The sequence below is a fragment of the uncultured Oribacterium sp. genome (genome assembly GCF_902481605.1).
GTDB classification, from domain to species: Bacteria; Bacillota; Clostridia; order Lachnospirales; family Lachnospiraceae; genus Oribacterium; species Oribacterium sinus.
Map to the genome: position 1 here is coordinate 14,484 of NZ_CABSXI010000012.1, position 20,150 is coordinate 34,633.

The 20,150-nt window shown below is 38.1% G+C and carries 18 protein-coding genes; 17 read left to right on the forward strand and 1 reads right to left on the reverse strand.

The genetic code is table 11. From position 1 onward, the window contains the following. Positions 1-38 precede the first annotated feature (38 nt). From RDQ32_RS03590 to RDQ32_RS03665, 16 genes are all read left to right on the forward strand, one after another. Entirely contained in the window at positions 39-917 is an 879-nt protein-coding gene (locus RDQ32_RS03590) for a sugar ABC transporter permease (RefSeq protein ID WP_308579151.1), read from the forward strand. A gap of 26 nt (positions 918-943) precedes the next feature. Continuing rightward, a complete protein-coding gene (locus RDQ32_RS03595) occupies positions 944-2,308 on the forward strand; it encodes a 6-phospho-beta-glucosidase (RefSeq protein ID WP_308579152.1) in 1,365 nt (454 codons plus the stop codon). Then, positions 2,308-3,219 (forward strand): carbohydrate kinase family protein, encoded by a 912-nt coding sequence (locus RDQ32_RS03600; RefSeq protein ID WP_308579153.1) that lies wholly within the window; start codon positions 2,308-2,310, stop codon positions 3,217-3,219. The genes RDQ32_RS03595 and RDQ32_RS03600 overlap by 1 nt, the downstream gene beginning before the upstream one ends. Before the next feature lie 429 nt (positions 3,220-3,648). Next, a complete protein-coding gene (locus tag RDQ32_RS03605) occupies positions 3,649-6,600 on the forward strand; it encodes a DUF87 domain-containing protein (protein ID WP_308579154.1) in 2,952 nt (983 codons plus the stop codon). Positions 6,601-6,615: 15 nt separating this feature from the next. After that, positions 6,616-7,227, forward strand: coding sequence for a hypothetical protein (locus RDQ32_RS03610; RefSeq protein WP_308579155.1), 612 nt, complete (start codon positions 6,616-6,618; stop codon positions 7,225-7,227). Positions 7,228-7,323: 96 nt separating this feature from the next. Next, entirely contained in the window at positions 7,324-7,788 is a 465-nt protein-coding gene (locus RDQ32_RS03615) for a hypothetical protein (protein WP_308579156.1), read from the forward strand. An 8-nt stretch (positions 7,789-7,796) separates the two neighbouring features. Beyond that, on the forward strand, positions 7,797-8,846 hold the full coding sequence (locus tag RDQ32_RS03620) for a hypothetical protein (RefSeq protein WP_308579157.1): 1,050 nt from the start codon (positions 7,797-7,799) through the stop codon (positions 8,844-8,846). Further along, entirely contained in the window at positions 8,839-10,380 is a 1,542-nt protein-coding gene (locus RDQ32_RS03625; RefSeq protein ID WP_308579158.1) for a dynamin family protein, read from the forward strand. The genes RDQ32_RS03620 and RDQ32_RS03625 overlap by 8 nt, the downstream gene beginning before the upstream one ends. A 3-nt stretch (positions 10,381-10,383) precedes the next feature. Further along, complete coding sequence (locus RDQ32_RS03630; protein ID WP_308579159.1) at positions 10,384-11,286, forward strand: hypothetical protein; 903 nt, start codon at positions 10,384-10,386, stop codon at positions 11,284-11,286. A gap of 9 nt (positions 11,287-11,295) precedes the next feature. Then, positions 11,296-12,036, forward strand: a complete 741-nt coding sequence (locus tag RDQ32_RS03635) for a hypothetical protein (protein ID WP_308579160.1) — start codon at positions 11,296-11,298, stop codon at positions 12,034-12,036. A 3-nt stretch (positions 12,037-12,039) separates the two neighbouring features. Then, entirely contained in the window at positions 12,040-12,867 is an 828-nt protein-coding gene (locus RDQ32_RS03640; RefSeq protein ID WP_308579161.1) for a hypothetical protein, read from the forward strand. A 55-nt stretch (positions 12,868-12,922) separates the two neighbouring features. Continuing rightward, a complete protein-coding gene (locus tag RDQ32_RS03645; protein ID WP_308579162.1) occupies positions 12,923-14,008 on the forward strand; it encodes a WYL domain-containing protein in 1,086 nt (361 codons plus the stop codon). 65 nt (positions 14,009-14,073) lie between these two features. After that, positions 14,074-14,265, forward strand: a complete 192-nt coding sequence (locus RDQ32_RS03650; protein ID WP_308579163.1) for a hypothetical protein — start codon at positions 14,074-14,076, stop codon at positions 14,263-14,265. 362 nt (positions 14,266-14,627) lie between these two features. Further along, positions 14,628-15,602, forward strand: a complete 975-nt coding sequence (locus RDQ32_RS03655) for a lecithin retinol acyltransferase family protein (protein WP_308579164.1) — start codon at positions 14,628-14,630, stop codon at positions 15,600-15,602. Positions 15,603-15,615: 13 nt separating this feature from the next. Beyond that, positions 15,616-16,077 carry a hypothetical protein gene (locus tag RDQ32_RS03660; RefSeq protein WP_308579165.1) on the forward strand — a complete coding sequence of 154 codons (462 nt, stop codon included), beginning with the start codon at positions 15,616-15,618 and terminating at the stop codon, positions 16,075-16,077. 382 nt (positions 16,078-16,459) lie between these two features. Next, complete coding sequence (locus RDQ32_RS03665; RefSeq protein ID WP_308579166.1) at positions 16,460-17,563, forward strand: DNA repair protein Rad50; 1,104 nt, start codon at positions 16,460-16,462, stop codon at positions 17,561-17,563. Positions 17,564-17,631: 68 nt separating this feature from the next. On the opposite strand, the gene RDQ32_RS03670 is transcribed toward RDQ32_RS03665, so the two are convergent. After that, positions 17,632-18,036, reverse strand: a complete 405-nt coding sequence (locus RDQ32_RS03670; RefSeq protein WP_308579167.1) for a PaaI family thioesterase — start codon at positions 18,034-18,036, stop codon at positions 17,632-17,634. Positions 18,037-18,426: 390 nt separating this feature from the next. Between RDQ32_RS03670 and RDQ32_RS03675 the strand changes: the two genes are divergently transcribed. Beyond that, positions 18,427-20,043, forward strand: a complete 1,617-nt coding sequence (locus RDQ32_RS03675) for a hypothetical protein (RefSeq protein WP_308579168.1) — start codon at positions 18,427-18,429, stop codon at positions 20,041-20,043. Positions 20,044-20,150: the final 107 nt, after the last annotated feature.

The window sequence follows — 20,150 nt, forward strand, 5'->3', positions numbered from 1 at the left end:
CTAAGACTGTTTCCGGCAATAGGAATGTGAGGAATACTATGCAATCAAGGAACAAGAAATGGATGATTATACTTTTTTCTCTACCGACAATGATACTATTTATGATGTTGTATCTTGTTCCTATGCTCATCGTGTTTATAACTTCCTTTTTTGAATGGAAATCCGGTGGTGTATTTCATCCGGTAGGGCTCAAGAACTATCTGCTTGGATTTACAGCAGATCCAAGGATGCTTCAATCTATCTTTAACACAGTGATTTGGACTATTTTGCAAGGTATTTTTCATGTTTTCATAGGGACAGTTTTAGCATTGATATTAGCCAAGCGTTTTCGTGGATGGAAGATTTTTAGAACCATTTTTATGATTCCCAATGTAATCTCCTCTGCGGCATTAGCGGTTATCTTTTTAAATGTTTTTAATGCAAAATATGGACTGGTGAATTCTTTTTTGTCATCAATACTAGGTAAGCCAATTACGAAAAACTGGTTTTTTGATCCGAATAGTGCCTTTTTTACGGTAACAAGCATGTGGTTACTCTATTCAGGGATGATTGTTATTATCGTTCTTGCAGGGCTGTTTTCTATTCCTGAGGATATTTATGAGGCGGCAAAGATTGACGGTGCATCTGATTTTGTTATGGACATTAGCATTAGATTGCCTTTGATTCGTCCGGTCCTTGGGACAGCGGTAATTATTGCGGCTACAAGTATGCTAAGAGAATTTGAGTTAATTTTCTTGACGACAAATGGAGGCCCGGGAGATTTAACTTTAAACTTGCCGCTATATTTGTATAAAACAAGTCTGAAAGAAAGTAATTATGGTTATGCCAATATGATGGGCGTTGTATTAATCATCACCGGAGTTCTCTGTGTATTCTTTATCAATAAAATATTTAAGATGAATGAAACAGATATGTAATGGTTTGCAAAGGAAGGAGTTTTGTCATGAAAATAGCGGTTATAGGCGGTGGGGGAGTCAGATCCATCTTTTTGGCAAAAAGCCTTATGCAGCAGGCAAAAAGATTAGGGATTAAGCACATAGTTTTCATGGATAACGATTCCAGAAAGCTCAATATCTTTGGGAAAATGTCTGCTAAGATTGCCAAGTTAATTGACCCGGACATAGAATTTGAAATCACAAGCAATCCGGAACTTGCCATTAAAGATGCAGATTACATGATCACTACTATACGAGTTGGTGGTGATGAGATGCGAGTTCGTGATGAGAGAGAAGCTTTATCTCTAGGAATCTTAGGGCAGGAGACAACCGGAGCAGCAGGATTGTCCTTTGCCATGCGCTCTATCCCTGCCTTACAGGAGTATTGTGAACTGGCGAGAAAAATAGCTTCTCCGGAGGTTAAGATATTTAATTTTACGAATCCGGCAGGGGTGGTATCTCAGACTTTAAGGGATTTGGGCTATGATTTTACTTTTGGCATCTGTGATGCTCCCAGTGGCTTGTTGAGATCTTTTGCTAAATTATATGATGTGAGCCCGGATAGTATTACAGGAGACTGCTACGGCTTAAATCATCTTTCCTACTTTAATAGTATAAAATTGGATGGAAAGGAGATCTTACCGGAGCTCCTTAAGAATCCGGATATCTATAAAAAAACGGATATGCGAGTTTTTAAACCGGACCTTGTAAATCACTTCTCCTGCGTGTTAAATGAATATTTGTATTATTTTTATTACAGAGAGGAAGCGGTAGAGAATATTCTCAGAGCAGGAATTACCAGAGGAGAGGTAATCAGAGATATCAACGAACAGATGCTTCAGGAACTGGAAAAAATGGATGTGGATCAAGACTTTGAAGCTTGCCTGAAAGTTTTTGAAAAATGGTATGGTAAAAGAGAATTGGCCTATATGTCAAATGAAACAGGTGTAAAGAGAGAAGAGTCAGAATACCATTTTGATATTTACTCTCCGGATGAAGGGGGATATGCCGGGGTAGCGCTTCGGTATATAGAGGCTGTAGGTGAACAGCAGGATAAAGAAATGATTCTCTGTGCGCCAAATGAGGGAGCTATTCCGGGATTGCGGGATGATGATGTTGTGGAGCTTACATGCACTATTCATAAGGGGAATATCTTGACACATAAGGTTAATCCTGATCCGATTTCTATGACCTTGATTCGACAAGTGAAAGAATATGAGAGACTGGCATCCTATGCGATAAGAAATCGAAGCATCTCTGCTGCGATAGATGCACTAATGGTGCATCCACTGGTAAACTCCTATTCTTATGCTAAAAAGCTTGTGAATAGATACATTGATCTTAATCAGGACTATATTGGAGGGTGGCACTAATGAGCTTTGTGGCAGGTGTTGGAGTTTCCAATTTGGATATGATTTATACCGGAATAGGACGTCTTCCGGAAGAGGGAGAAGAAGTCTTTTCGAATGATTTTCGGCTTTGTTTAGGTGGTGGAGTTCCTGCTACCATCATTAATTTACATCGTTTAGGCGTTCCTTCTAAATTTGCTACTTTTCTTGGAAAAAATATGTTTTCCCGCTATGTTGAAGAGCAATTCAAACAATATGGCGTGAACTATACCAATCTTTATCATGGAGAGAAAAATCCTATATGTATTACCACTTCCATGGTGACAGAAAGAGATAGAACCTTTATGTCCTATAGGGAAGAAGTAGAATTTGACAAAAGATTGCAAGCACAGATTTTTGAATATTTAAAGGATGCAAAAATCGTAACTATGCATTTTGGGCTATTTGATGTATACAAGAAGTTAAAAGAAATTGGTTGTACCTTAGTCCTGGATAGTGGTTGGGATGATAATATGTCCTTGGAGCAGTATCAGGATTACCTTAGGTTAGCGGATTATTATCTTCCCAATAGAAAAGAGGCATTGAAAATAACCGGAAAATCCACTATAGAAGAAGCGGCTAAAGTACTTAGTGATTTCTTCGAAGATGTTACGATAAAATTAGATCGGGATGGTTGCTACCATTTTAATAGAATAGACAAAAGTTCTCGGCTGATACATACTATTCCGGTGGAAAAAGCAGTGGATTCTACAGGTGCAGGGGATGCATTTTTAAGCGGATTTCTTTATGGCTTGGTGAAAGGAGAAAGCATTTCAAAATGTATTAGCTATGGAAATGTCATGGGAAGTGCTTGTGTACAGGAAATTGGCTGCTTGGGAGCCAGTGTGAATGAGAAGGAACTGATAGAGTTATCAAGATATCATGAGCTTGATTAATGTTGCCCCTTTATTAGGGAGATGAGATATTTTGAGGCGGTATTTGCCGCCTCTTTTTGATTTCGTATTAGCGAAGACTGTAGCAGGGAAGAGATAGTATTACTTTATGGAAATTATCTAATTTGACGAAGAAAGATAGAAAGAATTTTTATTGCTAAGTGTATTTTGCGATGATAGAATTAAAAAATAATTAACATTGATGCGATTAAATGAAGATAAGTATGAAGATTCAAGATAGTATAGTTGTATCAACCGTTTTCTGAAAAAATAAGTCCTACTCTGTAAAGAAGAGAAAAAAACCAAGATAAATGACAAAATATGTCTAACAAGTTGCTTAGAATCATTGTATAAGCTTTTTTTAAAAAGAAATCTTGAAAAGCTATAGTAAGTTTCAATTTCAGTACAATAAAGAGATGCGGAGGAACCTGTGTGAGTGAGAAAAGTGAGATAAGTATTGTTCAATCCAATGAGATTTTAGACTTGTATGATCAGCTTCAAATCAAGAATGATGCAACAATTCATTCTGTTGCTAGGCTTGATTTTCCAATCAATGGCGTATTGCGTAATAATGAAAAGTGTTTTTACAAAGTAAAGCAATTGGCTTTTGATGAAGACTATCCAAGAAGAGAAGCTTTTGAAAATGTTTTATTATCCATGAATAATGAAGCCTTTAATTTTGTTTATATTCTGACAGGGACGGAAGAGGGAATAGAACTGTGCATCGGAGTAGTACAGAACAAGAATGAAAATCAGCCGGTTCTTGGAAAAAAGTTATCTGCAGTCAACTATGGAGAAATTGTTGCCAATGTTTTTGAAGGGAATTTCAATGGCAGTACTCTTGAAAAGATGACAGGGCAGGAACTGGATAAGCTCGGAGAGTCTAGTGTGCAGAATTATAAAAATGCCGGTGTAATCTTAGGAATCCCTTCCATTAATAAAAAAGAGAATGGGGAAGAATATGATTTCCAAGGCATTGATAGATTAGTAAACAGTATGTTGGGACTGGAGTGGAGATTGGTGATTGTCTGTGAACCGGTTTCTAAGGAGGAGATTCACCATGTTCGTGAAAAAGCCTATGAACTGTATAATAGACTTTCAGTATATTCAAAAAAAACTATTCAGGCAGGTATAAATGATGGAATTACCCTGTCCTTTGGAACAAATAAATCCACTACAGATGGAAAAAACTGGGGATTTAGTCATTCTCAAGGAAAGTCGAAAAGTAATAATGGGGAAACTTGGTCAAACGGGACAAATTCAAGTGATTCAAACTCTGAAGGAACAAGTCAAAGTGAACAGAAGGGGGAGAACCAAGGGCTGAATATGAATCGAGGCTTATCCGCCTCTATTACCAGAGAAATTGCCAATAAACACGCGGAAGACTTGATGAAATATATTGACGAAAGTTTAGCGGATCGTCTGAATACGGGCTATAGCAAAGGTTTGTTTAAAACTTCTGTATATTATATGGCAAAAGAACCAACACATGCCAATAGACTCAAGGTGGGAATCATGTCTTTATTTCAAGGAGGGAATTCTGCTTACAGCCCACTATGTGCACAAAGCATTGATCTGGAAAAGCCGGAAAATAAGTCTATTTTATCTACCTTTCAAAATCAGTATTTAGAGAGAGGAGGCGATTCCGATGATCAGCTACTCCTATTGGGAAGGCCTTTCTATGGGGATGTACTTGGCCTAAACTCTTATCTGACCACAGGAGAAATCAGCCTGATTGCAGGACTTCCTCAAAAGGAAGTGCCAGGGCTTTCGCTTAAAGAAACGATTGGTTTTGGATTAAATGAAAAAGCTATAGAGAAGGATTCTGCTATCTCTCTGGGGGTAATGGTACAAAAAGGAAGAGATTTGGAAAAAGTTCCATTTCTTCTCTCTAAAGATAGTTTAGCCAAACATACTTTTATTGCAGGAGTTACCGGAAGCGGGAAGACGACAACTTGCCATCGCTTGCTTTCTGAAGCGAATGTTCCCTTTTTGGTTATTGAACCGGCAAAAACAGAATATAGAACTTTGATCAGAAAAGATCAGGATGTTACAGTATTTACCTTGGGGAATGAAATGGTGGCTCCCTTTAGAATCAATCCATTTGAACTAATCAAGGGAGAGGTAATCTCTGCCCATGTGGATATGATTAAGGCTACCTTTACTTCTGCCTTTCCTATGGAAGCCTCTATGCCGCAGCTTTTGGAAGAGGCTATTTATAAGATTTATCAAAAAAAAGGCTGGAATATTGATACCAATGAAAATGAAATTTATGGAGATCAAGCATTTGATCCTGAAGTGAATAGTTTTCCCATACTATCCGATTTACTACATGTTATGAAGGAAGTTGTTGAAAGTAAGCACTTTAGTGCTCAGATGCAGGGAGATTATATTGGATCTTTGGTCAGCAGACTTTCGAATCTGACCGTAGGTTCCAAGGGGAATATGTTAAATTGTGAGCATTCCATAGATTTTCGATTTATTGCACATCACAATGTCATTTTGGAAATGGAGGAGTTAAAGTCTCCGGAGGATAAATCTTTATTTATGGGATTTATCCTAGCACGGTTATCAGCTGTTATTAAGAATGAACATCGGGAAAATCCGAATTATCAGCATATAACGCTGATAGAAGAGGCTCATAGATTACTGGCAAAAGTAGAGTATGGAGACAGCGGTTCAAAGAAAACAGCTGTAGAAACATTTACGGATTTGCTGGCAGAAGTAAGAAAGTATGGGGAAGGGCTTATCGTTGTTGATCAGATTCCCAATAAGCTGGCTCCGGAGGTTTTAAAGAATACCAATACCAAAATTATCCATAAAATTTTGGCTAAGGATGATAAAGAAGCAGTTGGTGACACCATGCTTATGGATGATAAGCAGAAGGAATATTTGTCCGCATTGACAGTGGGAAATGCAATTGTTTTTTCGGAGCATACGGATAAGCCGGTACATGTGCATATCAAACAGGTGAGCAATACCAATGAGGAACAGATAGATAACGAAGAAGTCAGAGCTCGATTTTTGGAGAAAAAGGAGTATTTAGGAGGACATTACCAATTTTTGGAACTAGGAGGATTAATGCCTCTATTTTCAGAAATCGTTCCTATGCTTAGGAAGTTATCTATGGATCAGGAGAAATATCAGAAGTTTAAAGTAAGATTTCAGGCTATTGCCAAACAATATGTTATAGCGGAAGAAAAATTATGGGAAAAGTTGATTTCCAGATATGAAAGAATTTCCGGTAAGGCAATTGCAGATTCAGAAAATGAAGAAAAACGATTAAGCGTATTAGTGGATTTCTTTTCTAAAGTATTTTTTAAAACTGATTTTAATGATGATGATATTTATGAACATAAGCAGTGTTGTTTTTATTTAAGTTAAAGGAGGAATTAGACAATGGGATTTTTTTCAGGAGTTATTGAAGCTTTCACTTCAGCAGTGGCAGGGGTTATGAAAGGACTGGCAGTAGGCGGATTAGCTCTTCAAGGTTTAAAGGGTTTAGCAGCTACTTTAATAGAGCTTGGAAAAGAACTGGGGCTCATAGAACCGGAAACAGATGTGGAGGATTTAGGGGATAAGGCGATGCAAAGTGACTTAAAACCTGATGATTTTGATTGCTATGAGGAATATCTTAAGGCTGTAGAAGACTATAAACTGGACCCGGAACAATCAAAATTAAATAAGGAAGACGATAAAATTCGGAAAGGCGTGGAGTTAACCATAGGAGTTATGATTGCGAAATATCAAGATTTTCCTATGGGGGAATTTATTAATATGATTGGTCACAATCAGAATTTCTTTACAGAAGCAAAAATGGGAGAGCTGGCAAAAGTTATTAAAACGGATGGGCAAAGCATTACTGATATTTTGAATTATGTCGATGGTACAGAAAAAAATAGTACAAAGATTCAAGGGGCTGTTGATACTCTTGTTGAAATTGAGAAAAACACCAATCCCGGCATCAGTGATAAAGAAGCGTTTAAGAACGTTATGGAATTAAGACAGTAAAGTATATATACAGCTCAGCAGTATTAAGACTAAACTTATATTGCTGAGCTGTAGAAATGTTTTCCTACACACAAGGATGTAGAGATAGGAGTAGAGTTGCAGACTTTTTATATCATCATAAAAAAAGACTATTTATCGTTTTTTGAAAAAAATGGAAATTCATATGAAAGAGTATATCTTGGGGGAAATCCTCAGTTTGAATACAGCTTACATAGTGTTAATGATAATGTGGATCGACTTTGTACTATAATAGTTGAAGAATATAATTTGGATACTATTGCCGAGGTGGATTTTGTTGTAATCAATAATGAGAATACTTTTATTTCAGAGGTAATGACCAAAGCACTAAATCAAAATATAAAAGAAATAATCAGCATTGACAGCCTCATAAAGACAGCAATGATAAATTTAAGTAGGGATCAAAAACTATATATTCAAAAATACGGAATTCATTTTGATGGCAAATCCTATTTCCTTCGCGATGGTAATTTATACAAAGAAGAATTCAGCTTAGTATCGTATGCCTTGAAGGATGATATGCTAATGAATTTTTTAAGCTAGGAGGAAATATGGAATATAATCTTTTGATTTGTACTTCTACGACGAAGTGGATTGCAATAGATATAAATCCCAATGGAGAATTAGATAGAATTAGCTTAGATGGCAACGACTTCGAAGAAGTTTGCTCTATAGAGAATGTCTTAGAGTTTTGTACAAAAATTTTGGGCTATTATAACATTAATAAATTTAATGATATTCAACTTAATGTAAAAATTGTAATGGTATCGAAATATTCTCCTTTGATTTCAGAACTTTTTGGGCATATAAAAGATGCTTGTAGTGTCAACATAATCGACGCAAAAACTATAATACCAATTTATGTTTTAAAGAATTACCCAGTCAAAGCCAATAGAAAGATTGGTATCTTTTGTATGGGAGAGAGATTTTGCTTTAAAGTGGATGATGAACTCACAGTAAGCTATGAAAGTGCTGGGGATGGTGAGGAATTAAGAATAGAACCGGAAAGTTTTTCTGTGGCATTTAGTTTTAATTGCCAGAATTTAATCTCTGATGAAAGAAAATATAAAGCCTTAGAGAAAAAATATATCGAAGAAACTGAAAAGCAAAAACAGGAAATAACAGAGAAAGCAGATGAGCTTAGTGTGTTGAATAACAAATATTCTAATATAAAGAGTGAATTAGAAACGTTAGAGAAGCAATTTATATCAGCTACTTGCAAAATAGAAAAAACTGAAGCAAAGCTTAAAGATCAAAGATCAATTATTTATTTTGACACAAAGTCTATTGCATATCTGCCCAGCTCACGTTTCGGTTTATCCGCTACGATTCATCCCCAAAAGAAATATAAATGTACATTATGTAAAACGGATGGAGAAGTAATTAAAAAAGGGCAACCCATTATTGAATTCGATTTGGAGGATTATAATAAACCTGGAATTGTCAAATCTAAGTTTAAGGGTGAAATTCATTATCTTGTACGGAAGGGCGATTCTATAAGTCTCAATGAGGCAGTAGCGATTGTTTCCGATCCGATGGATGACAATGAGGATGTTATGAAATGGTATAAGGGTATTAAACTGGGAGATAAAGATGAGTAAAAAGCTTAAGTGTCCAAAATGTAGTAAAGAAAATGTTTCTACAAGATATTTTTGCAAAGAATGTGGAGCTATGTTAGATAGTTCTATGTTTCCAAATGAAATTATCTACGAGGAAGAAGAATTAAAAATTGCACGTATATTAGAGAATATAGAGCATACACCTCATAGTCGTATACTTTGGAATGATACGGTGGATTTATATGCCCAAAAAGTGGAAAGATATCGTGCGATTATGAGACTTCCGGAAATGCATGGAGACGAAGGTGTAGAAGGTAAAATGCAGGATTTTCTGGAACTGTGTACGAAGGCGGAATTTCAGATAGCCTTTGTAGGAACTATAAAAACAGGAAAATCTACTTTGATTAATGCACTATTAGGAAACAACTATGCATCTATGGCAGTAACACCGGAAACTGCTGCCTTAACTAAATTTAGAAGTAGTGCAAAAGACTATGTAAGAGTTGAGTTTTATTCCAAACAGGAATGGCAGAAATTATGGAATTCAAGAACTTCTGCGGCAGATGCTTTTATGAAAGAATATCAAGATCTGGATGCGGATTCCATCAAAGATCAGTATCTTGATCATCCGGCCATTGAACAGGAAATGGAGAATAGTTGCATCAAAGAGTATTTAAGCAAGTGGTCTTCGTCTAAGTCTGCAGAACATTATTTTGTAAAAGAAATTGAAGTTGGAATCTCTACCTTACCTGAAAATTTTCCTAAGCAAGTAGTATTTGTGGATACCCCCGGATTATCAGATCCGGTTGCATATCGCTCTGAGATTACAAAGCAATATATTCGAAAAGCCAACGCCGTATTTGTGTGTGTAGATGCACAAAAAGTTCAAAAAGATGAGATAGAAACGATTTCATCAGTCTTTTCATTTTCTTCTCATAATAAAAATAAGGTTCATATTATTGCAACTCATTGGGATAAATTGAACCATCCTTTAGAGGACTGGATAGAGCAGAAAGCTTGGTTACAAAGTAGAATCGTAGGGAAAGGATTCTTTGATACAAAAGAAATGGCAGAAAAGAATATTCTCTATTCTGCTGCATATATTTATAATCTTTGCAGAGATTTTGAGAAATCCGGCTCTATTGATCCGACTCCTCTTTTTCAGTTCGCATTGGCTATGAAAGTGATAGATTTTGCAAATATAAAGTCTTATATTCCTATGCTTAAAGAGCAAACAAACATAGACAAAATTCGTTTAATAGTGAATGAGGAACTAGCAAAGAACTATCAAAAATTACTGATCCGAGATATCGAAAATAAATATACAGATGTTATGGTACATCTTAGACGAATAGCCAAAGAAAATCAGAAAGAAGTATCAGATATTCTTGAGATGACTTATGCTGATTTGGAAGAAGTAAAAGCGAAACTCGAGGAACAGAAATCCAACTATGAGGAGATTATGAGATGTAGAGGTCAACTGATAGCGAGTTTAAAAGCTGTTGAAAATGCTACGCAAAAACGCCTTGTGGCTGTTTTGGGCAATTTACTTTCTTCGTCTAAGAACAAAGGTTAAATCATGAAAATAAGTGAACTTACGAAGCTATGTGGATATGAGTTTTTTGGAGAAGACTTGGATGTTTGTTCTATTCGCTGTTTTGACCACGCAAATGAAAATGATATTGCGATTATAAGGGATTTAAACTGTATTGAGCAAACAAAGGCTAAATGCGTTCTGCTATCTCCTACTGTAGTAAATACAAATAAAACGATATTGTTTACTTGTGATTCTATTGATTTAGCATCTGTAAAACTTGGGAAGTTATTAAAAGAAAAAAATCCATATAAAGAACAAAAGCAATATAAACGACAGGGACATTTTTTTGCTGCTGGAAATGTTAAGATTGGCAAGGGGACAGTTATAGGTCCCAATGTATGTATAGAAGCGAACACTGTTATAGGGAATGACTGTTATATTTCGTCAAATGCTTATATTGGAGCAGGTACTATTTTAGGCAATAATATCAAAGTGGGGAGTGGAACTATTATTGGAGCGGATAGTTTTTACCATTACTATGATCAAGGTTTGCAAGAGTTTGAAGGATTAGGAAGAGTTATTATCAAGGATGGAGTTTCAATAGGGAATAATACGATTATTCAGAGGGGAACATTTTCAGATACAATTATTGGGGTTCGAAGCAAAATAGGAAATTTAATTGATATTGGTCACGATGTAGAAATAGGATGTGATTGTAAAGTGGTTTCTCAGACCGGAATAGCTTCTAATGTGAAAATTCAAAATAATGTCATAATATATGGCCATGTTGTAATTGCAAATCATGTTTGTATTGGGGAAAATGCTGTTATATATGCAAAATCACTTGTGACAAAAAATATTCCTCAAAATCAACATGTTTCAGGAATTTTTGCGCAGGAGCATAAGAAAGAATTAAGAATGCAAGCTAAATTAAGGAGGATATAAGTAGCTATTATGGGGTTTGTTGGAGATTTTATCTGTAATGTCGCTGAAGGAGTTCTTGACGGAGTAAGCGCAGCTGGAGATTTTATTGGAGGTGTTTTTGGTGACCTTTTTGGAGGAAGTTCAGGCTATCATCCCGGGCCATCTGAAAATGAGTCGCATACTAAAAAGATTGCTGATGAATTAGCGGAAATGAAGGAGAAGGTTAGAAAGCGTTCTGAGAAGCAAGAAGAAAAAATTCTTAAATATATTAATCAGTCCTTAGAACAGCTGATAAAAGGTCTGGAAAATGTTAATCATCAGGAATTTGGCGGTAAAACATTAAATATCAATATTGAAAATATTAAACGACAATATGAGTATTTAAAGAATGATGTGGTAGGTTTTATTGGAAATGAAGTGGATGGAAAATTGGTTCTTACGGATTCAGAATTATCTGTCATCTTAAAAGAACGAAACGACAAAAAAAGAAATAAGAGTTTTGACGATTTTTGTAAAAAATTAGAGCGTCAAGTGACAGAGAAGCTAAGTCGGAAAATAGAGTCTACAGTTAAAAAGCAAGAGAAGATAATTAGAACAGAGATTGAAATTAGGCTTAATGAGGTGAATAGAAGTATGGAAGAAGCACAAAAGGCATATACTGAAATATTAAAGATTAAAGAGCAAGACGAGTCTAAGATGGCGGAGACTCAAATAAAATATATGTATCAATATGAGTTATCAGAAATACTTTTAGACCAGTTAGGAGGATAATCAGTGTTTTTCTTTAATAGAAAGAAGTTGACAGCTATAGATGGTAAAGTGGATATTATCCAAGAGCAGCTTGAACAGAATACTCATAAAATTGAGGAAATTATGTTAAATCTTCATAAGCTGGACAACCGTTTAGAAGTAATAGAAGAGCAAGTAGAAAAAAACAGTACAGTTTTATCTCAAGCTATCAAGGAAGTAGAGGATGGCATGTCAACAGAATTAAGTTGTATGCTGAAAGATTTAAATAACATTCGTGACGAAGTGAATACTTCGATTGAAAAAGTTTTGGTGACTTTACAGTCAAGCTTGCAAAGTTCAAATGATGAGATAAAACTTATGAAAACTGATATTTTAAAGGAACATAGTGAAAGTACTGCTAAGTTAATTGAGGAAGTAACACAATCCCGCGATATTATCCGTAATAGTCTTATAGAGGAGAGCACGCAAAGCAAAAAATCTATAAATGAGTTCCAGAGCAATATTAAATCTGACATAGACAGAATCAAGGAATTACTCAATAGAGTGGATGAAGATTTAAATTCTTTATCGAGAACAGAACTAGCCGAAGTATCCTCGAAACTACAATTAATAATGAATGAAATTCACGCTGTGAAGAATGATACCCTTCAAGAACAAAGAGAAGTTTCTTCTATGTTTACTAGAAGACTAGATGAAACGAAAGAAGAGCTAAAAGATATAGTTTCTGAAGCGCAGACTGTAAGTCATGAAAAAGTAGAGCAACATACACAAGAATTAGAAAGTAAATTGGAAATGATGGAATCTTCGCTAAAACTATTGTTGCTCAATAGCGTTATGGAACAGATAAAGTAAGAGACTATAGCAAAGTTATTACAATAAGAAAATTTGAAAGCCCTCGGTGACCCCCATGAACCCAAAACCCTCAACAACTGAAAAAACCTTACCCCATAAAGCCTCTACCCAAGATGATTATAATTATCTCGGCGATAAAACCTCCAAAACCCTGCGTATTTTAGAGTTATACGATGAGTTTACCAAGGGGCATCCGGTGAATAAGGCTGCGCTGGCCCGGAAGTACCATGTGGACGAACGCTCTATTCAAAGGGATATTGATGAAATCCGCATTTTCCTATCGGAAGTATTGGCGGACGGTAAGGAAGATGAATGCAAGATTCTTTATAGCAAGGCAGAAAAATGCTTTAGGATGAATCGAAATAAGTCCTCTAAGATGAGCAACAGCCAAATCCTTGCAGTGTCTAAGATTATTTTGGAATCTCGTGCATTTCCGGAGAAGGAAGTTAATGAGATTTTACAGAAAATGGTGGATTCTTGTGTTCCTACTGAAAGTATGAAGCTTGTACAGGAGCTTATTGGAAATGAGCGTTATCATTATGTGGGAATACAGAAGGAAAGTCTTCAGGATAAGCTATGGGAAATCGGCTTGGCTATTCATGAAAAGAATTTACTGTCAATTGACTACTGCAAGGGAAGTAGCAAGAGGGATAGAATTAAAAGAGTAGTAGCGCCGGTATCCATTTTATTTTCGGAATATTATTTCTACTTAAATGCCTTTATTATGGAAAAGAATGAAGAAGGGCGTTATCTGCGAAAATATGACTTCCCTGCTATTTTCCGTCTGGATAGGATTGAAAAGTATAAGAAATGTAAAGAAAGCTTCTTTGAGCGGGGCAGTGAGCGTTTTGAAGAGGGAGAATTCCGTAAACGAGTACAGTTTATGTATGGTGGAGATTTGCAACGAGTGCTCATCAAATTTTACGGAGAAAATCCGGAGCCTATCACGGATCGATTACCTACTGCAACCATTGTGGAGCAGGGATTGGACTATTTCATTATCAAGGCAGAGGTTTACGGAAAGGGAATTTTGATGTGGCTCTTAAGTCAGGGAAAGAAGGTAGAGCTGCTAAGCCCGGAAAGCCTTCGCTTGGAATTGAAAGAGAGTATTGAAGAGATGCTAAGGCTCTATCAAGGATAGCATTCTATCAGAAGTGGTTTTTTATATCATTGGAAAGCATAATATTTTCAAAGGAGGAATTAACAATGTCCCTATTACCGGACTATAGGATTTGTCCCCATTGTCATAAGAAGTTTAGCTTTAACCCCGATGTGGGAAAGTTTAATTGTCCTCATTGCGGCCATCCCGTTCTGGGAGGAAAGGCGGATATTTCCTTAAAGCTTCAGGATCCCTTTGGAAAGGGAGAGAATTCTCTATTTGGGGGAAAGAAAAAGTAAAGATTGAGCCATCATCCAATTGTTTTAGTAAATTTAAAACATTGGGTGATGGTTCTTTTTTTTTGCAAAATCCTGTTGGCTTTAAAGAATTTTCCTTTGAACGCCTTTATATCTTTTAGTCTCTTTAAATCCTATTAGCCCCTTTTATTCCCCTTTACACTTGATAAAAAATCTTAGAAAGAAAATGTAGAATGACAGTATTTGTCCTCCTTAAAAGCTAAAATCATCTTATCTTCCCCAGGAAGAGTAGATTTATACCTCGCTTTTAGGTTCGGAAGGAATTGTCTATCAGGGATAGGTGGTACTTCCGGACCGATAATCAAAGAAGTTTTACAAGGAGAATGTTTATAAGGAGAATGCGTATGGAAAAGCGATTGTTTGGAGATTTGGAAGATTGCCTGAATCCTGTAGAGGAACTTTTGGATGGGCTGCAATCTGCGATGGAGGAGTTTTGCGAGAATCTATCGGATTTTGGAGATACGATAGGAGAGGGATTATCCTATATGGAAGAGAATTGGGAGGATGAGCTGGAAACGATTTCGGGAAATTTTCTGGAGGAAATCGACTGTGCCAAGGAAGAACTTTCTGCAGGGATAGAAGATTCTCTGGAGGATTTGGGCCGAGAATTAAAGGATATAGGGGAGCAGATTGGGGAGGGAATAGGTCAGCTTCCCAGAATCATTAGCGAAAAGGGAGACTGGGAAAATGCTAAAGAGCTTCAAGGCTTTTCCTTGCAGAAAGACCGTTTGTCCAATCGATACAGAATTGTGGACAGTAGTTCTGTGCAGCAAGCTATTGGCAGTAAGGAGGCTATGGAAGCAAGGCTGGAAAGGCTTGCCAAGGGACATTTTCTGGAAGCAGGAGATGTGATAGGTGTGCATAGACCGGGCTATGAGCATTATGGGATTTATATTGGAAATGAAAGAGTGATTCACTATGCCGGAGAAGGCAGCGATTTCTTAGGGCCGATTTGTATTCATGAGGCTAGTTTTTCAGAGTTTATGAAGGATGGAGGCGAGTGTTTTTATTTGCATTTTCAGGAAAAGCTGCCGATAAAGATTTATCGTTCCGAGAAGCTATATTCCGGAGATAGACTTCCCTTTGCCAATACCAAGGAGTACCGGATTTTTTCTCCGGAAGAGACGGTGAGAAGAGCTAGAGAAAGGGTGGGAGAGGAAGAGTATAACCTCATCTTCAAAAATTGTGAGCATTTTGCGCTTTGGTGTAAAACCGGCGTGGAGGAGTCTACCCAGGTAATCCATGGCACCATGCAGTGTCTCGCCTTTGGACTGAGCTGCGCGCTTCCGATCTTGCCCTTTGACCTTTCGGAGCAGTAGAAAGGAGGTTCTTATGGATTTATTTTTTGAATATTCCTTACTGGCTCTCGGTCTTTTCTTTTTAGGGCTTATCGGTTTTTGGAAGGGGATAGAAAATACAAAGAAAATACGAGGGCTGTTCTATGAAAGACGTCAGCCTAAGGAATCCTTTCTTTTCCTCTATTTTGGACGAATTTTTGCTTGGATTTTTCTGGGAGGCTTTGCAGGATATACTTTCTTCTTCATGGCCCTGCGCTTTCATCTTCGGAATCATGAGCTCATCTTGAAGACTTTCCATCCTATTTCTTCCAACTTTGCATTTACCGGAAAAATGCTTGGAGCGCTGGGAAATACTCTTGCCCAGGGTGGTACAGCAGGCAGTATGATTTCACTAAGCCTTTTCTTGTTTATGCTGGCTTTGATCTTTTGTAGTAGCGGAAGGTTCTTTGCGTGGATGAGTAAACTTTGTTTGCAGGAAAACTGCAGCAGTACCTAAGAAACTTTAGCGAGCATGCAAAAAATTTTTAGAGATGGCAGAAAGCCATCTCTATTGTTTTGAAGAGGTGGATTAGGCAGATTACGGTGTTTTGTTTACCGAAGGAACAGAATGGTGAAAGATTACTGGTAAATGAGTGTAAAAGCAAGCAATTTGTCAATCTGCAAGCATCATATGCCTCGTTGGGAAACCAACGGGGTGTTTTTTGCTCTGAATCAGACGATACAGAGCACGTAAGAAGTTAGAACTAACAGTATGGAGAATAATATACAGCATAGATGTAAATATTGCTTAGATAGTTGGACAATTGTCCTTGAAATGCTCTTTTAAATAGGATATCATTAGTTCGGATAAAGCGAAATAATGAAAAGGAGACTTTGACATGATCGTATTAGACTTTGAGCTAAAGGGAATTTATGGATTCAATGATTTTCATATCAATTTTAGTTATCCCAAAAAGATTGTCAATTCGATTATCGATCAGGAATATGTGAAAGGAAGAGAGCGGTTTCGCTATAAAAAGGCTGTAATTCTTATGGGTGCAAATGCTACAGGAAAGACCAGCCTTGGAAAGGCTTTGCTTCGTATTTTCGGATATATGACTGATGGAAATCCAACACCGCTGTATGAGATGGTTTCAGGCGATAAGGGATACTTTAGTATTGATTTTGTTAATGGTGATTACCGCCTGCAGCGGTTGTCAGCTCAGATTGATGCTTTTAATCAGGAAATTGACATTCAGTATCAGACCGCAGACATTGATACGATGGATTCGTATGAAAAATGTGTAAAGAAGCTGAAAGATCAAACAATAGAGGCAAGCAGAACCGCTACAGCACTTAAGAAGCTGGTAGGTGCTGTTCGATATCGTTTTGCATATTCTGAAATAGAAAAATCTTTGAAACTTACAGGTGCAAATAAAAGCAGTTTGTTGAAGACACTGCGTGCTGTTATTGGAACTCTTGATCCTACATTGCAGGACGTTAGTTTATCAAAAGATTTGAAGGATACTTTTATTATTCGGCGCGGTGGAACGGAAATCATCATTCAGGAAGGTAAACTGCTGAATCGGGAGATACTGTCCAGTGGTACAGCAGAAGGAATAGATGTCGCAATGTTCCTTGCTGCAATGGCGACAAAAGAAAGCAGTTTCTATTATTGTGATGAACATTTTTCTTATATTCAGAGCGATATTGAAAAACGGATTTTCGGTATTATGTTGGAGCGTATCGGAGACGATGAACAGTTGATTTTTACAACGCATAATACAGATATGCTGGATTTGAACCTGCCGAAACATAGTTATGTGTTTTTGCGTAAGCATCTGGAGGAAGGTGTATATCAGGTTTCTGCTGTTTCTGCATCGGATGTACTGAAACGAAATACAGACTCTTTACGCTGTGCGGTCGAGAATGATGTGTTTGCCTCGCTTCCGCAGGATTCCCTTTTGGACGAGTTGGAAATGGGGTGGGAAGATGAACAATAAGTGCATCTATTATGTAGAAGGCCCCTGTGAACAACAACTGATTGCGGCCTTAAAAGAAGCACCCTTTTTTATTTCTCCACCTCTCCGATGATATACATGGTCATTCTGGCGGTACAGAAAAGCTTATCTTCCTCGTCTTTAACCGTCACATCCTGCACTACCGTGGTTTTTCCCTTGTGCAGAGCATTACATTCCACAAAGAGCTTCGTGGCGCCTGCCGGGCGAACGTAATTAATGTTGCCGGAGAGGGTGACATTTTTTACTCCGTAGGCATAGGCGGCCATGCCGGAGGCAATATCACAGAGGGTGTAAAGGGCACCGCCATGAACGGCGCCATAATGATTCAACATTTTCTCTGTAGCCTCAATGCTGTAGAGGCAGTGTCCCGGCTCGATTTCTAAAAGCTCTATCTTGTCAAAACCGGATAATTCCTGAATATGGGCACGAACGCCCTCCATTACCTTTTCTCTCATTTTCATCCCCTTTTTAAATCCTTGTGTGCGGAAGAAATAGATGATTCTTCTACGCACCGGATTTATCTATACAACAGAATCGTTTTATGAAGTCTATAGCGAATACGGCTTTCCGGGAAAATGCTGAACGTGCTTTAGCCGTTTCGGGCATTCAGTATAGCATTTCTTTTCCGTAGTTAAAATGCCTAATTGGGCGATTCCTGTTTTTAATGCTTGTTTGAGTCACGGGAAAAGTTTAAGTTATTTTACTTTCGAATAGAAACTATACGAAAAACTCTAATTTTTTGCAAAAATTCTATAAACTTAAGAAAAATTCCTTTTCAAGAAAACGAAACTACAGTAGTATGTGAACTGGAAAAAAGCTCTATTTTTTTGAAGAGGAGAATGATTATGAAGAAGCCGGACAAAAACAAGATGGGAAGAATCGGGAAGATGCTTGTCTTAGGAACAGCTTTACTAAGCATGGCAACACCCATGGCAGCTTTTGCCAAGACCGACAGAGTGGATACTCCGGGAACCTGGCGGAAGCAGGGCGAGAAATGGCAATTTGTCAGAGAGTATGGTGCGCCGGAAAAGGGCTGGCTGGTGTATAAGAATGACTGGTATTATCAAAGTCCTGTAGAGGATTTGATGGAAACGGGCTGGCTGAACCTGCAGGGAAAGACTTATTTTCTCAGTACGGAAAATAATGCAAGCTTCGGGCATGTTGTTACGGGCTGGCAGTGGATTGATGGCTATTGCTATTATTTTGAAGAGGCGGATCAGGCAGATTACGGTGTTCTGTTCACCGGGGGAAGAACCAAGGATGGCTACTATGTGGATGCCAATGGTCGTTGGTTAAACGGTGCAGGAGGAGAGCCTGTTTATATCAGCGGGAAGGGATTATCTGCAGCGGTGTCCGATCAGCAGGTAGCCGGTGTCAGCCGTAGTATTCCTTCCGGAAATGCAGGTCAGGTAGCCGGTGTGAGTCGTTCCGGCGGTAGCTCTTCCGGCGGTTCTGTAAGCAGAGGAGGCTCAAGCAGCTCTTCCGGCGGATCCACAAGCGGAAGCGGCTCAAGCAGTAGTACCGGCAACTCCACAAGCGGAAGCACCTCCGGTGGCAATACCGGAAATACCGCTTCTTCCTCCAATCTACCGAAGGAAGAGGATGGAAAGCCTGAGGAGAAGCCCGGCACCGGAGATAATGGCAATACTGAAGAGAAGCCAGGAACCGGAGACAACGGCAATACCGAAGAAAAACCCGGCACCGGAGACAACGGCAATACTGAAGAGAAGCCCGGCACAGGAGAAAGCGGAAAGCCGGAAGAGAATCCCACACCGGAACAACCTGAGGAAAAGAATGTTATTAAGCTGGTGGGAGAAGCCAAGGTGAATCAGGATGTGAAGCTGTATGTATCCAAGGATATTATGGACAGCATCGCCTTTGTTTCCGTCGGTTTTCAGCCGGTTTTACCCGAGTCTCATAGAGAGAACGAGCCTAGCTACTCCTTGGATCGGGAAAAGCAGATTCTGACTCTTCCCAAGAGTCTATTTAAGAAAAGTAAAACTTATGACATCTCTATCCAGGCAGGGGGGATTCAGCCTTTCCATGATATTACAATAGAGGTAAAAGACGATGTGGAAGTACCTTTTACGGCAGAAAAGGGTGAGCCGGAAGTGTTGAATAAGGGAATTCTTTTAGGACCTACTTATGCAGCTTTGAATGAAGAAGCGGATTTACACGCTTTCCGAGTTACCTATGTTCCCGGAAAAGGAATGCCGGAAAAGCCCTGGTGGACAACGCGTTTAAAGTCTGTGGTGGTAGAGAAAACCCTCTATGAAAGAGTAAACTCCGAGAAGGAGTTTTTAGAGAAGAAGGATGTGTATTACATTGTGCCTGAGGATGCAGAGGAAGGCGCCAATACCATTCTTTTGTCCGATTCCGCATTTGAAGATAAGGAGAAATTTGATCTGATGTTGGAGTCCGGGAATCCAATAGAGAGTGTGATTTGGGACATGAAAGGCTAAATCAACGCGAAGGATTTTATTGTATTTTCATTCCGGCCGAAATATAGTAAGGAAGAAGTGACAAAATATGCTCGGAATTCTATGCTAAGCTAAAGCAAGCCTTTTGC